The 16,433-nt window shown below is 25.0% G+C and carries 13 protein-coding genes; 2 read left to right on the top strand and 11 right to left on the bottom strand.

The window, feature by feature from the left end; genetic code table 11:
* Positions 1-397: 397 nt before the first annotated feature.
* From IR151_RS07505 to trxA, 7 genes are all read right to left on the bottom strand, one after another.
* Positions 398-1,234, bottom strand: coding sequence for a PRD domain-containing protein (locus tag IR151_RS07505; RefSeq protein ID WP_227433900.1), 837 nt, complete (start codon positions 1,232-1,234; stop codon positions 398-400).
* 791 nt (positions 1,235-2,025) lie between these two features.
* Positions 2,026-2,712, bottom strand: coding sequence for an ATP-binding cassette domain-containing protein (locus IR151_RS07500; protein WP_227433899.1), 687 nt, complete (start codon positions 2,710-2,712; stop codon positions 2,026-2,028).
* Positions 2,713-2,722: 10 nt separating this feature from the next.
* Positions 2,723-4,093, bottom strand: a complete 1,371-nt coding sequence (locus IR151_RS07495; protein ID WP_227433898.1) for an FtsX-like permease family protein — start codon at positions 4,091-4,093, stop codon at positions 2,723-2,725.
* Positions 4,094-4,150: 57 nt separating this feature from the next.
* The gene (locus IR151_RS07490; RefSeq protein ID WP_227433897.1) at positions 4,151-5,215 is read right to left on the bottom strand and encodes a sensor histidine kinase; all 1,065 of its coding nucleotides are present in this window, start codon (positions 5,213-5,215) and stop codon (positions 4,151-4,153) included.
* Positions 5,203-5,874 carry a response regulator transcription factor gene (locus IR151_RS07485; protein ID WP_227433896.1) on the bottom strand — a complete coding sequence of 224 codons (672 nt, stop codon included), beginning with the start codon at positions 5,872-5,874 and terminating at the stop codon, positions 5,203-5,205. Before IR151_RS07485 ends, IR151_RS07490 begins: the two co-directional genes overlap by 13 nt.
* A 704-nt stretch (positions 5,875-6,578) precedes the next feature.
* On the bottom strand, positions 6,579-6,704 hold the full coding sequence (locus IR151_RS20165; protein WP_255621538.1) for a hypothetical protein: 126 nt from the start codon (positions 6,702-6,704) through the stop codon (positions 6,579-6,581).
* A gap of 170 nt (positions 6,705-6,874) precedes the next feature.
* Complete coding sequence (trxA, locus tag IR151_RS07480) at positions 6,875-7,192, bottom strand: thioredoxin (protein WP_227433895.1); 318 nt, start codon at positions 7,190-7,192, stop codon at positions 6,875-6,877.
* A gap of 369 nt (positions 7,193-7,561) precedes the next feature.
* Between trxA and IR151_RS07475 the strand changes: the two genes are divergently transcribed.
* Positions 7,562-8,308, top strand: a complete 747-nt coding sequence (locus IR151_RS07475) for a TrmB family transcriptional regulator (RefSeq protein WP_227433894.1) — start codon at positions 7,562-7,564, stop codon at positions 8,306-8,308.
* Complete coding sequence (locus IR151_RS07470) at positions 8,301-9,182, top strand: PhzF family phenazine biosynthesis protein (RefSeq protein WP_227433893.1); 882 nt, start codon at positions 8,301-8,303, stop codon at positions 9,180-9,182. The genes IR151_RS07475 and IR151_RS07470 overlap by 8 nt, the downstream gene beginning before the upstream one ends.
* A gap of 204 nt (positions 9,183-9,386) precedes the next feature.
* Here IR151_RS07470 and IR151_RS07465 read toward each other — a convergent pair whose 3' ends face one another.
* From IR151_RS07465 to IR151_RS07450, 4 genes are all read right to left on the bottom strand, one after another.
* Positions 9,387-10,742, bottom strand: a complete 1,356-nt coding sequence (locus IR151_RS07465; protein ID WP_227433892.1) for a peptide MFS transporter — start codon at positions 10,740-10,742, stop codon at positions 9,387-9,389.
* A 2,405-nt stretch (positions 10,743-13,147) separates the two neighbouring features.
* Positions 13,148-13,645, bottom strand: a complete 498-nt coding sequence (locus tag IR151_RS07460) for a CarD family transcriptional regulator (RefSeq protein WP_227433891.1) — start codon at positions 13,643-13,645, stop codon at positions 13,148-13,150.
* 232 nt (positions 13,646-13,877) lie between these two features.
* Positions 13,878-15,287, bottom strand: coding sequence for a VWA-like domain-containing protein (locus tag IR151_RS07455; protein WP_227433890.1), 1,410 nt, complete (start codon positions 15,285-15,287; stop codon positions 13,878-13,880).
* Positions 15,288-15,290: 3 nt separating this feature from the next.
* Positions 15,291-16,421, bottom strand: coding sequence for an AAA family ATPase (locus IR151_RS07450; protein ID WP_227433889.1), 1,131 nt, complete (start codon positions 16,419-16,421; stop codon positions 15,291-15,293).
* Positions 16,422-16,433 lie beyond the last annotated feature (12 nt).

Here is a 16,433-nt window from a genome sequence, read left to right as displayed (position 1 = left end):
TAATTTATAGAAAAACCTAAATCAAAAAACTTAATCCAATAACTAAGTTCAATGATTTAGGTTTTGCCTGCTCAACCAGTTACAACCCTAAAAGTCACTGTTTGTATTTAATAAAAAAGCCTAAATCAAAAAACTTAATCTAATAACTAAGTTCAATGATTTAGGTTTTGCCTGCTCAATCAGTTACAATCCTAAAAGCCATTGTGTTTATTTAATAAAAAAACCTAAATCAAAAAACTTAATCTAATAATTAAGTTCAATGATTTAGGTTTTGCCTGCTTAACCAGTTACAATCCTAAAAGTCACTGTCTGTATTCAATAAAAAAGCCTAAATCAAAAAACTTAACTAAAATTAAGTTCAATGACTTAGGTTTTGCCTGCTTTATCAGTTACAATCCTAACAACCACTGTTTGTTATTTTATTTATATGAATCATTAGATATAATTCTTCTTCTTTACTAATTTTATATTCAAATCTGTCTAATACCAATGCTGCAATTTCTTCAGTACATACTTTAGGTTTATTATAGTTTTTATTTACTAGTTTATACATATCTTCAACATCACTATCTTTGTAAGTTTCTTTTCTTAAAATTCTTTGAACGAAAAACTTTAAGTGAGTTATAAGCCTAGAGTAATTCAGTGAGTTTACATCTAATTTAAATCCATGTACTTCTTCTATTATCTGAACAACTTGTTTTGAAAACTCTAGTATATTAATACCTTCATCTTTTTGAGAATTTTCTAATCCATTGATTATATGAATAGCAATATACCCTGCTTCATCTTCAGGCAACTTTATACCTATCTTTTTTTCAATTTCATCAATTGCCCATAATCCAAATTCAAATTCTTCTCTATAAAGTTGTTTTGTTTCATTAAGTATCAGGTTTGGTAATTTTATACCCTGTTTTTCTCTTTGGACAGCGAATTCTATGTGACTAGTTAAAGCCAATATTATTGAATCATTTACTTGAGTATTTAAAACTTCATTAGCTCTTTCTATAATTTCTTCTGAAATTTTAAAATATTCAATTGAGGTTTTATTAAGTATTTGATTGTATTTGTCTTTTTGATTATCTTGAACAAAATATTTCTTAGAAATCAAACTTTCATCTATCAAATCTCCTACTTTTTTCTTGAATCCAACTCCAGCACCAGTTACAATTATTTCTGTGCCATCTTCTAGGGAGCTTACTACTACATTGTTATTAAATACTTTTTTTATATTCACTATAAATCCCCTCTGAAAAAAATGTTTCATCACACTTACATAGTATATTATATTTAATTTAATGTCAATATTTAAAATTTCACTTTCGCATATATTTTGCATTTTCCCCTATAATACTACAATTGCAAAATATTTTAATTGCACACTATATAATTGTCGTTTTTTGTATTTTTTTATTTAAATATATTTAAATATTTATTATATATATTCAATTCTTTAAAGTTATTCAAGATTTTTTATTACACCATATATTTTCCAGTATTTTCAAGTATCTAAATGCGCATTTATTAAGTATTTATTGAAATTTAAATTATATTGTATTATAAGTTTTTTTTTAATAGATATACCTAAAATGAGATTAATATAAAATATTCTTTATATGAAATTTTTATCAAATATTTTTTAAATTATATTTTTATTTTGTATTTATGAATAGATTTCGTATTTTTTCCTAAATTGCTGTAAATACATTAATATTTTAATACCTTATATAATATTTTCCAATTATTTATAATACATTTTTTCATTAATTTTCTCTAATTATAACTTTATCACTTCTAATAATATCTAAGCAATTATAACATTTAACATTTTATGTAAAATTTATAAAAAAATGTATATAATCTAAAATAAGTGACTATACTAAAAATATGATACGGATAACCAATAAGTTCAACCTATCTCCCCCAAAATAGAATGAGCTACAGTTCCCCCCAACTGTAGCTCATTTTCGTGTAATTTAAATATTTTTCATATAATTTCAATATAAACTGAAACAACTTCTTTAAAGTTTAATCCATATTCTTTTCTTTACTTTTTATAAACATTAATTTTCCATTATTTATTCCCCATATCTCATCAGCAAATAAAGCAACTTCCTCTGAACTTGTTGCTATTATCACACATTTATTATCTTTATGTGCCAAATTGTAAAACACATTTATTAGACTTTCTTCACTTTTATCATCCGTGCTTTCTATAATATCATCACATACTATTAAGTCAGGATTATTAGATAATGACTTAGCAATACACACTTTTTGTTTATCATAATAAGATAAGTTTTCTACTCTATCCAGTACTTTTTCTCTATCAATTCCTACCTTTTGTAGAATTTTACATGCTATTTCCCTCTTATTCTTTTTCTTATTTTCACTAATTCTCATTGGTAAAAACATATTCTCCAAAATAGTTTCATTATTTAATAAGTTATAATCTTTAAATATGACTCCTACATCTTTATTTCTATACATATCCTTATTTATATCTCTTAAATCCTTACCCTTGTAAATAATACTTCCATCAGTATAATCATCAAGACCTGATATTATAGATAACAAAGTACTCTTTCCTGCCCGAGGCTTTCCTATAACAACATACATTTTTCCAGTTTCAAATTTGGCACTTACATCTTTTAATACATATTTATTACTTCCCTCATACTTGTAATTAACATCTATCAGTTCTAGTATTACCAATCTACATCACCTAATTTCTATCATAAATTATCTGTATTGGTTTATATACAATTGTACTATATATGGCCACTATGCTAGTTAATAATATCAATATTATCGCTACAATAATTATCTTAAATATCAGATTTGGAATCAATTTATCTCTTAAACTTTTTATTTCTTGTTTGATATCATCACTATTTATATCTATATTTTTATATTCTCTATTATTCAGTAAATCAACATTATGTATTACATTATATTGATTTTGATATTCAAAAACATAATTTGATAGTTTTGAAGCTGATATACTTACAATTCCTCCTCCAAGTATAAGGCATACTAAAGTTATCATAATACTTTCACATATGAAACTCTGAACTATCTTAAATTTAGGCATTCCAGTTAATATTAACACACTAATGTAATACTTTATTTTTTTTATTGATATTATAGAATTTATCATCAATAATATCGAACCTAATATTAATATTCCAAGCGTAACTGTAAAAGCTATATTAGACAAATGTTGCATTGGAGTTATTAATTTACTGTACGCAAACTCATCTATAGTAACTTTATAAATGTCACTTAGACCTTTATCTCTTACCTCTTTCTCAAAATCTTTTCTACTATTAGAGTCTATCAATAAAAACCTAGCATTTGTATAAATTATTGGATTTTCTGATTCAATCTTCTTTTCAAATTCTACTAAAGTATTATACGTAGTTAATATATTATCATATATACTTTCATCTTGAGCTATTTCTATATCGTTAACATTCTTATTATCTTTTTTATTATATGTTCCTACTATTTTTAAATTCAGTTTTGTATTAGTACTATAATCACTTAATAGAGATATCGTATCTCCAATTTTCAACTTATTAATATCAATAAATTCTTCGCTTACCATACATTCATTATCTTTTTGAAATAATCGCCCTTTTACCTTTTCCAGATTATAGTGCTTAAGACTTTCATTCTTTTCTGTATATCCCATAATCCCGCAATTCTCAGCCCTCATATCATCATATAAGATTTGTCTGTCATCATTAGAATTATATTTTTTATTATCAAAGTGTGCTGTGATATTTCCAATAAAAGATACTTTTTTTACATATTTTGACTTTGCAAAATTTAAATAATCATTTACACTCAAGTTACTATATTTTATTAGAGATTCTCCTGAATCACTTTGAACAATCTTTTTAGCATCAAGCTTAATTTGAACTTCTGATTCAAATTTTTTCTCATAATTCGCCTTTATCACATTAACGTTTGAATTTATTATTGAGGAAATTAATATTGCTAAGACCATCAATAATATAACAACTGTACTAAATGAATTACGCAATTTATTTCTAAGTAAGTTTTTGATTGCATTATTTAAAATATACACTTCACATCTCCTCTTACCAATTCAATAGTGTCTTAGAGTTATTATATCTATCTTAATTTATTCTTTATATTCTTTAAATACTAAATAAAAAATTGACCCTTTACCTTCTTCACTTTCTACCCATATAAATCCATTACATAAGTTACATACATGTTTTACTAAACTAAGACCTATACCATATCCATCTTTATTTAATTCATTTATTCTATATCTATCGTAAAATATTTTTTTCATACTCTGTTTGCTCATTCCAATGCCATTATCTCTTACTGATACAATAACACTACCTTTTTGATTTTTCACATTTACACATATATCTTTACCTTCACCATATTTTATTGCATTGTCTAAAAGATTGGATACACCTCTATAAATCCACTTTTCTTTCCCATAGATACTCATATTTTCATCTTCATCAAAATCAAAACTTAAATTAGCATATACTTTAGAATAGTGGTCACATACTTGTGCACATATTAAAGCTATGTCAACTTCATACATATCTTCATTATTTTTTGTATCACTTATTGCAAGTACATCTTCTACATTATTTGCAACTTTATTGAGAGTATTCAATAGTTCTTCATTTCCGCTTAATTCTAAGCTTGTTCTAAGTATTGCTATGGCATTTTTTTGTTCATGAGATAAATATGAATTTAATCTTTTATAATCTTCAATATGAGAATCAAATTTATCTTTTAAATCTTTATATACTTTAGACATAATAGGGTCTATACTCAACACTTCGTCTTCATCTTCTATATTATTTATATTATTTAATATCTCCATTCTTTCTTTAAACTCTAGTCTATTCAATATTGATAAAAGGATAAAGTTAGAGGTTACTGTAAAGGCAAAAAATAACATTATAATTATATTAAAGTTACTATTAAGTACAGTATTATAATCAAAACTTAATCTTTTATCTAAAGTCTTATCTTCCATAGTGTTATAAGTATTATCTATATTCGTTCCATAATATGAATTTGAATCATTAGCTATTAATTCTTTACTTGTATTAGATATATTTATAATATATTTCAAACCTACTGTAAAAATTATAAAGACTATAACAGAATATAAAATTAAAACTATAGTTTTTTTATCTTTTAATCCTTGCATATAGAATATCCTATCCCTCTAGTAGTTATTATTATCTCTTTTCCTGCAACTTCTCTTAATTTCTTTTTTAATCTAGCTATATGCACCCTTAATACAGATGATAATGGGTCAAAGTATTCATCATAAACATGTTCTGATATATCTATACTTGATACAATATCTGGATATCTACTTGCAATATATTCTGCTATATCAAATTCTTTAGTTCCTAAGTTTACTTCTTTGTTATACACATACACTTTTCTAGATGATGGACTTATTGTAAGAGGACCTGCCTCTATATTTGAATTTGTCCTACCATAAAATCTTCTTATAACTGCTTGTATCCTAGCTCTCAATTCTATAATTTGAAATGGCTTTACTATATAATCATCAGCTCCCAAATCAAGACCTTTTGCCAATTCATTTACTCCATCTCTTGCTGTTACAATTATTATAGGAGTATTTAGATTATTACTTCTAAAAAATTCTAATATCTCTATTCCATCTCTATCTGGTAAATTTAAATCTAATAATATAGCATCATAGTCATTTATAAATGCTTTCTCTTCTCCATCTAATCCGCAATTTGCTATATCTACTACTAATCCTTCATTTTCCAGCCCTATCTTCATATTATAAGAAAGCTCTTTATTATCTTCTATTATTAATACTCTCATATAATCATCTCCTAAATAAAATATCAACTTAATCATTATATATAATTAATGTTTATTGAATGTTAATTATATTATAATTATTTAATTCTTATATAAAATCTAACCTTATTATTATTTAAATATTCATACTTGTCAAATTTATGCTTAATTAATATTCTATTTAATATCTCTACCAATATAACTATTAACTTGTTCATCATATTTAATAATTCCAAAATATAGATTAATAAGAATTAATTAACAAAATTCTTTACAAGAACATAACCTATATTAAACAAGCTCATAACTAAAACTTGAGTTTATTAAATTTAAAAATACGAAAGAGAATTATTTATATGCTATTAAAAATTTGGCTTTTAAATAAAATTTTTTTATTCCTTTTTAGTAATAGATAAGTAATAGCTAAAAAGACAATTTTATTGCACACTTAAAAAGGGGATGTCTTACAATATTCTTAAATTATAAATGAGATACCCTTTTTTATTTACATATAGACTATTCAACACTTTACAAAAAAAGTGGACTCATCTGATAAAGTCCACTTTTTTCTGTAGTCAAATCTTTATTTTGAAATAACTTCTTTCAATATTGTATAAAACAACAATAAATACTTATAATAATTTCAAATATATGTAAAAATTTATTAACTATATTATAAATATAAACTTATAGTTACAACCACTAGTACTACTATTTACTTTTACTTAATAAGTATCAACAAGTACAGATTTTTTTATTTTCTGTTTATCTAAATGTGAAATTGCACTAGATACAGCAGTTTGACCTTGTCCTGCTGGTCCACTTCCTATTATTTCAATGTCGTATCTCATAATCTCACCTATTTTCTAGTAACCTTTCTTTTTTCTTTTATATAAATATAATATCAATAGCCAATATCACTGACAATTAGGCACTTATTTGTAACTACATAAATAAATCTTATAAATAAAAAAACTCATTTTATGATGAGTTTTTTATTTATATATATAATTGAAATTAGTTATATATATGATTCAATTTTATTTTTCAAATTATCTTTAGGTATAAACCCTATTAATCTATCTATAGGTTTACCATCTTTAAATATTATTACAGTTGGTACTGTAGAAACTTCAAACTTTTGGGCTAATTCCATACTTTGGTCTATATCTACTTTTAAGAAATTTGCTTTTTCAGACATTTCGTTTCCTAAAGCCTCGTATACTGGTGATAACATTTTACAAGGTCCACACCATGTAGCAAAGAAATCCACCACTACTAATCCTTCTTTGTTATTTACTTCATTTATAAATTCATTGTTATTTATTATTTTTGCCATAATATATATCTCCTTTATTATTTTATTGTTTTCTTGATATTAATATACTACGACTTATGTACTAGTTCAATTAGTCACTTTTTTGTAACCATCTATTTTTAACACTCTTAAGATTATCATCATAATCAAACATTAATTAAACTTATTTATGAAAATTCAATAGTTACTTATGTAGTAATTATAGAAATCTGTAAATTTTATATATATGTTAACTAAATTTGAGCTTCATTTCAAAAATATACTAAAAAACTTTTCTAATTTATAACTTAATTTTTTGCTTTGTATGATTGACAATTATATATATACATTATAAAATAATATCAGTACCTACTAAGGTAGTTATTATACTTTTGTTAAAGGAGTTTATATATGGATACTATAGTTAACGAACTACAAAACATAGGATTTACCAAATATGAATCACAAATCTACATATCATTACTAAAGGAAAATCCTCTAACTGGTTATGAAATAAGTAAATTATCAGGTGTACCACAATCAAAAGTCTACGAAAATATAACAAAATTACTTAACAATAATATAATTATCAATATTGAAACTGACCCTATAAAATATGTACCTATAAACCCTAATGAATTACTAAAAAGTAAAAAAGAAGAATTCAATAATTCTATGGACAAACTAGAAAACAACTTACAGATATTAAATAAAGGAAAAAGTATAGAATATGTTTTAAACATAAAAAGCTCTAAAAATATATTAAAAAAAGCAATCGAAATGATAAATAACGCCAAACAAGAAATTATAATTTCTTGTTCTCATGAAGAAATTCTAGACCTAAAAGATGAGCTTTTAACTGCTTCTAAAAAAAATGTTAATGTTGAAATACTACTTTTGGAAGATAAAAAGATAGAAGGTCTAAGCAATATTCATATCCATGGAGGTAATGAAACTACACTTAAAAACAAAAAACTTTATAAAGGTATTCTTTTAATTGTAGATGAGTCTGAAATATTAACAGGAAATTTATCTGAAGGTAATGAAGCTATTTCAATTTGGACAAAAAATTCTAATATTTTATATATTGGAAATCAATACATACAACATGAAATTTATATTTCACAAAAAATAAAAGGGGGTCTTAAAGATGAATAAAGTTAAAATCAAACAAGTTGATGCATTTACAACAATACCTTTTGGAGGAAATCCTGCTGGTGTAGTCACTGATGCATCCAATATTTCTGACGAAATCAAACAGAATATAGCAAAGGAAATGAATTTATCAGAGACTGCATTTGTTTCAGAATCTGATGTAGCAGATTTCAAGGTTCAATTTTTCACACCTGGCTTAGAAGTTGACTTGTGTGGTCATGCTACAATAGGAACATTCCATGCTCTTTTAGAAGAAGGAAAACTTAATACTAATAAGAATATCTTTTATCAAGAGACAAAAGCTGGTGTACTATCTGTAGAACTTAAGGAAATAGATAATGAAAACATATTTATGATGGAACAAAATCCTCCTAAATTCGAAAATCTAAATAGCTATAAAAAAGAGATTGCACAAATGATAGGTGTAAAAGAAGATAGACTTCTTGAATATCCAATTATGAAAGTAAATACAGGAATTTGGTGGCTTGTTTTTGGATTAAAGTCTCTAGATGATTTAGAAAATATTTCTCCAGACTTAAATAAAATAAAAGAATTTAGTGCTGATAATAATCTAATTGGAATAACTCCATTTTGTATAGAAACTATAGATAAAAATTGTGACTATCATTTAAGATCTATAGCTCCATATGTTGGAGTCACAGAAGACCCTGTATGTGGAACTGGCAATGCTTGTGTATCATCTTATATAGTACAACACAATATTTTAGATAAAACTGACTTTATTGGTGAAGAAGGAAACTTCATAAATAGACCTGGAAAGGTATATGTAAATATATGTAAAGAAAACAATGATATCACTTCTGTAAAAATTGGAGGAAGCGCCTATACTATTTTAAGTGGAGAAATTGTGTATTAATTCTTTATCTGATTTAACAATAAATAAAAATACTAGTCTTAATTGACTAGTATTTTTATTTATATATTTTATTTAACAAACTTATTTCACCATATATCGTGTTAAAAAGTAACACTTTATGATTATTAACAATTAGCTTTATATCAATCTAATACAATATAACCATACTAAATTAATCTCATTAGTATAATAGTTATTTATTGATTAGTTATCTTCCTCAACAAGTTTACTTAATGTCTTGTCAAATAAGAATAATAATATAGCTGCAACAAATAGTATCACTGGAATTATAGTATATACTTTAATCATATCAAATTTAAGAGTAAATGCATATATATATCCATATCCTTGACCAGCTATAAAAGTAGCAAATGTCCAAACTCCCATAAGAACACCTAGAAGTTTTTTAGGAGCATACTTACTTACGAAAGAGTTCCCAAGTGGTGAGAATAACATTTCTCCAAAACTTAGAAGTATACCAAACATAATTATCCATATTATACTAGCTTTAACAGTTTCAGGAGCTCCAACACCTCTTGTAAGCTCTGCTCCAACAAGCATTAAGAATGCAAGACCTAAGAATATTAATCCAAGACCTGTCTTTTTAAATAAACTTATATCACCTTGTGGTCTACTGGCAAGTTTAAACCATAATGCTCCAAGAACTGGTCCTAGTACAATACATACAAGTGCATTTAATGAGTCAAACCAAGCTAAAGGAATGTCAAATCCTCCAATAGTCATGTTTACAAACGCTGCACCATAATCATAAACTGCAAGATAAGTTAGGTACCAGAATAACCAGAAAATTACAGAGAAGAATGAAATAAGTATAATAGCCCAAATTCTCTTCTTATCCATACTTGTAAGAGGAGCATTATCTTTTTCTTCAACTTTCTCAGCTACCACACCTTCTTTAAAAGGTCTTTTTCCTGCATTTCCAAGGAATCTCCATCCATATGTGAACCATATTGCACCAATTACACAAAGAACAGCTGCTATGAAGAAACATTGAGAGAAACCATATACTCCATTTTTCATGAATGTATTAGCATAAAGTATACCTACTGCTGTTGTTCCGATGAAAGAACCTATATTAACAAAAGAATATTGTACTGAGAATGCTGTATCAAGTTCTTCTTGATTATCAAAAAGTTGTCCATTTACTGCTGATACATTTCCTTTAAAGAATGCAGTACCAATTGAAACTAGAATTATCATTGCATTTACCATAGAAGCTGTAGTTGCAATAGAACCAAGATAGTATCCTATCCCCATGATAAGCATACCTATAGGTATAGTATACCTAGCTCCTATCCATCTATCTGATATATATCCTCCAATTATTGGCGCAAGATATGTGAATGCAACAAGGTTAGCTTGCATTATAGCTGCTTGTCCTTTATCTATTCCAAGACCACCTTTAACAATTGCTGTTGTAAGGAATATATAAATTAAAAACTTTGCAGAATAATATGCTGCTCTTTCAAACGAGAAAGTTGTTGCACAGATATAAAATCCTATAGGGAATTTACCCTTTTTATTTACTGTTGTGCTCATAAGTTTAAATCCTTTCTTAATTGTATTTTTATATTTTCTACGTTTTATCCAGACTCTTTCTTTCAATGAAAGATATGGTGATATTGTTTTGTAAAACAATTCGTAATAATTATTAAGATAATTGCGTTTTTATTTGTAGAATCTAGATGTTTTCATGGAATAAAGATTAACATCTTTATTGTCAATAAATTCAAAATAATATAGCTATAAATTTAAATTATATAAATTCATTATTTTCAGGTATATTTATAACCTGTTATCTTTATAAATTGACACCACAAAAAACCAAACTATAAATTATTAGTTCATTAATTATTATTTAGCTTAAATACAATATTGCCATAACACAATGGATAATTTTATATCTAACTTCTAAATTCATCACTCTAGTAATTTTTTCTAATTTAACTACTACTAATTAAATGTGAAACTCTTTACTATATGCAATTCTTATTTTTTTACTTGATAGTATTTTACAAACTAAATTCCTCCTTTTATGGCAAACGGTGTAATCACCTTACTATTGCCTTTTTAAAGGAGTTTTGAATAAAGCAACATGTATTTATACAAATAAATACTGTCTTTATTTTTTTGAAAAATTTCTAAATACTTCATTCAATTACTTGTCAACTTAAATAAATAAACTACTATCTCTTCACAGATTAAATTTATTTCTTATTAAACATACACATGAATTCTGTGAACCTAAATATAAAAACTGTTGTTTTAAAGTGATTACCTAGATATTCGCTTTGACATTATTAATTGAGGTGATACTATTATAATTTATTAACCATAAAATACCTCAATTTGAAAACTTTTTCACGAATATTTATTTTTCACCTCCCTTTATTTATTTCACCATGTAAATCGTACCATAAACACATACTTATATGCAACAAAAAAATAAGAAAAAAATCGAATAATCGACAGTAAATAATTAGAATAAATCAAATTATACTTGTCAAGTATATTATATAATTTTTTTGTCTGGAAATATAAGTTAAACTAAGCCTCAAAATAGTTTTTTAGATATGAAATTTTGTTGTTCTATGTATTCATATTATTTATTGGATAGGTTTTTGATATGAAACTTATATTATTTAGACTATACTCCACCAAAGAACATTTATTATTTAAGAAATATTATCAATGATAAAATTAAAAAAAAGGATATTCTAATCAATTTTAATTAACTATTTTTAACTTTTAAACGATTGTTATTTTTTTGATTAATTTAATAAATTTCATTAATTTTTAGAATAGTAGAGATACTTCACCTTTAAGATATAACTTTATTTCTTAAACTTATAAATTCTAAATTTACACCTAATCATAATTATTCTAAATACACAATCAATGAAATTGTTAAATAAATACAACAAAAGTAGTAAATACTTTTTTAATAAATTTAAATTCTTTAAAATCCATCATTTTTTATCTGTTAACTTAATATTTACTTAATTAAAATAAAAAAGTTTGATTAAAAACAAACTATAGTAATTATTATATATTACTATTTTAGAAATACTCTAAATTTTGTATATCTATAATTTTTCAAGTTACACTATAAATATACAGCAAATATATCAATTCAAATTATAAAGATATATTTAGTCTTATTTTGTCGATTATATTTATAATGTACTCTTCTAAGCTAGAAGCATTTATCTAATCTATGTTTTCATTTATAAAAAATAATTATTTCTTAAATAAATAGCTAAATTGTAGTATTTATAATAAATATAGCTTATGTTTATATTAGTATAATTCCAAATAATTTAATGTTAATATTTAAAAACATCTTCGTAATATACTTAATTCTAGCAATAATATAAAAATAATAATCTGGATAAATTTAAGTTAAAAGTTTGTTTATATGAAGCTAAAAATAAGATTTTTTACATAGAAATTAAAACTATGTGTAACTTAAATGAGCCTATTTTACTTTAATAAAATATAAATTTTTACGATGTAGGTAAAATTAAATAAGATGACTTCTATTTAATATAGTAGTCACCTTATCAATTAACACTAGAATATATTTTATATTGTCATATATTTTAAATGATAATACTCTTATAATATTATTAATTTTACTTCAGATTTTCAACATGCTTATTAAACTTACCATTCAATCATCCCCTTGATTAAAAAGTATTTTCAATAATAATTTAATTTTTTAAGAATTGTATATTATAAACATCATTTTAACAATTCCTATAATATTATATATTCAATTTTTAGTAAAACAATGCGAATAAATAATATTCTGAAATAATTAAAAATAGCAATAAAATATTCATAAATACTTATTGTAAAATTATATTTAAATATTATTTTCTTTTTCTTTATAGTTTTAACTATGCTATACTTTTTAAGTAGGAGATAATATAAAAAATACTTTATTGCGGTATATGACTTGATATATATGAAGTAACTTCATCAGGAGAAATATTCAAAACAGTTGCAAACTCTTCATTTAATAATCTTTCTGCTTCTTTCATCATATTATCGTCTGCTTGATGTGATTTTTTACCAAGAGATTTTATATGTTCTTTATTACAGTATATACTTCTTATTAATTTAAGTAACTCTTCACACTTACCACTTCTAAGCATCACTTTAAATTGCTCACTTCTCATTTTTTCATTATCTATCCATGATGTATCCATATTAGGTATATCATTTATTAGCGAAGCCACAGTAACTTCAGAAAGTATCTTTCTCATTGGAACTTTCTTATTATCAACAGGTATTTTTATTATTGTATTATTAGAATAAAGGGGACTTAATACATAATATTCTTTTTGTACACCATTTGTAATTTTTTCGTTTGTTATGTCCAAAACTTTACAAACACCTGTCATTCCGTACATTATATAATCATCAATCTTAAACACAAAACCTCACCATCCTTAACAAAAAATAGTTTTGACAACTGAATTTACATCATCAAAACTATCTACTATATACTAATTGTACCATATTTTGAGAGTTTAAGCTAAGTAAAACTTTTATTGTTTAAATAATAAAAAATACATTGACTATTAATCAATGTATTTTTCATTAATTTGGATAGTAAGTAAACCATAACAATCGAACAAATCATAACAATCATACCCATTATAATATTTATAAAATTGGTGCTTGACTATTCATTGAGTATCCATCATTTCTAATATCGTTTATCTCTAATATATCATCTTTTGTTTCAACTTTACTAAGTTTTTTAACTGCTCCATAATGCTCTCTCAGTGAAAGTTTATCTCCATTTCCAGAAATAACCCATAAAACTTTATAACCTCTAGGTATTACTTGTAGCTTATTTTCACCTTTACCATCAGTAAAGTAAACTAATAAGTTAATCTTTTTATTATTAGCATATTCGAAAACTGGAGTAAATTTTGTGCCTCCACCTATTTTAACTCTATCTTTTATATCTTTTATAGTTTTTGCTTTATATACACGTCTAATTTCACTGTCACACTCTATAATAGTAATTTCATGATTATAATTTTTAACTATATTAAGAACTTCTTTAATTGCTTGTTTAAATTCTTCATCACTAATACTTCCACTTATATCAATAGCAACGGCTATTTCTGCTTTATGACTTCTAAGTTCTCCTCTTAAATCTAATCGATTAGGCTGTCTTCTATTTCTCCTTGTTATAGTCTTCTTTTTATTGTTTTCAACAGTTCCCATTAACCTACTAAGATATAAATTCCATGGTAATTCGCCTTTACTATTTTTAAGAGCTGCTATCATGTTTTCTAAGTGTGTTGGAATTTTACCTTTTTGAGAACTATCAATAAATTTCTCTGTAAATTCTCTAAGAGTTCTTTCATCTATATCATCGGATTCTTCCCATATATCATGAGTTTTTTCTGGTCTATAATCAGTTTCTATAGTTCCATACTTGTCGCTATCATCTTCTTCACCATCTTCATCTTCTTCTAACAAATCTAATTCAGTTTGAATCTTTTCTACATAATACTCAAAAGGTTCATATGGCTCTAGCTTTAGAGAGTATTTTAGATTTACCCATTCTAAAGTAGTAGCATATGGTGGTAAATTATTCAAATATTTATTTACTACTATATCCATTGCCATATTAATGGCTAATGTACTATACTTTCCTTTTAATTCTTTTGCTCTTACCAAATGCATAGATACTATATGATAAATTTCATGCTTTATTGTACTTTCCATCTGTTCTATATTGAGAGTTAAAAAAATTATTGGATTAAAGTATATGACGTATTTAGCTCCTTTAAAATTCACACCTGTAGGACTACTTATATCAAATCTTATCTCTCTTGACATCTGAAACAAAAAATAGCCATAAAAATTATCTTTTTCTTCCATAAGGCTTAAGCTAACTTTATCTACAAGACTAAAAAATTCATCTTTAAAATCTTTTGGTATATCTACCTCAAATTTCTCATTAGCACGATTTGCCTTTAACATAGAATGAGTATTTATAATTTCACTAGCTTTAATATAGAGTTCTTTTGCCTGCTTATCAAAATAATTTTCCATATATTATCCCCTTATTAAACGATATGACTCAAAGTAAGATTTTACAAACTCTTCATTTTCTATAGCTTTTTTATACACTTCAATATAGCTATTTCTAATATCCTTCATAATTCCTATCATTAAATCTATAGGATATATTTTTAAGAACTCAATAAATCTATCAATATAATATTTTGATTCATACTCATCATTTTTCATATTTAATTCTAAGTTTTTTAGAATATTTATCGCTGATAAATAAAGTCTTGTATGACTTTCATTTTTTACTCTTTCTACAAGATGTTCATCAATAGTATCACCTAAAAAAACATCTTCATAAGATATCAATGGACTAGAATCTGATTCAATAAAACTTATAAACTCTTCTGCTATAACCTTACCTACATTCCCCTTTATAACATTTAGAAATACTGATCTAGGAATTTCTTTATTTTTGTCCTTATAAACTTTATAAATTTTAGAAACTCTCTCATAACTTCTCGGAGTTGCTCTTACATCATCTTCATTTGTTTTATGCAGATATTCTGGAAAAGTTGAAATAAACTCTATAATCTTTTTTTCAATTCCTTCATCTATTGCCCATTTCAACCATTGTGTATGGTCACTCTCCATATTTAACCAAACAAATCTATTTTCTTGAGCTGAATCCATATCTACAACTTGATAATCGAAATCTGAACCATATTTACTTGATGGATTCATTGCTGCTAAAATCTTTACATCATCATGTAACTTATATCCATTAATCTCTCTATTTAAAATTAGATTCATAAGTTCTTGTTGTACAGTATGCTCACAACGATTTATCTCATCTATAAATAAAAGAACTGTTTTTCCTTTAGATATTTCTTCATCAATTTCTCTTAATTTATTATGAACAGCATATACTGTAGTTTTCTTTTCTGTCTTATATCCATTAGAATTAATTCCTACATAAGATTCTATAGTTGGAAGACCTCCTATTTCACCCTCTTTAAGTAGATTTCCATCAATTACAATCAAACTCCAATTATTGTCTTTAGCAAGTTTTTTTGCTAGAGCTGTTTTTCCTATCCCACTTTCACCAACTATTAGAGGTACTTCTCCAGTGGATAATATTAAGTCAACGCTTTTTAATGTATCTATAAAATTCATTTTTTCTCTCTC

The sequence above is a fragment of the Clostridioides sp. ES-S-0006-03 genome (assembly GCF_020662275.1).
Lineage (GTDB): Bacteria > Bacillota > Clostridia > Peptostreptococcales > Peptostreptococcaceae > Clostridioides.
The sequence above is the reverse complement of the archived record's forward strand: the minus strand, read 5'-3'. Positions and strand labels throughout refer to the sequence as shown.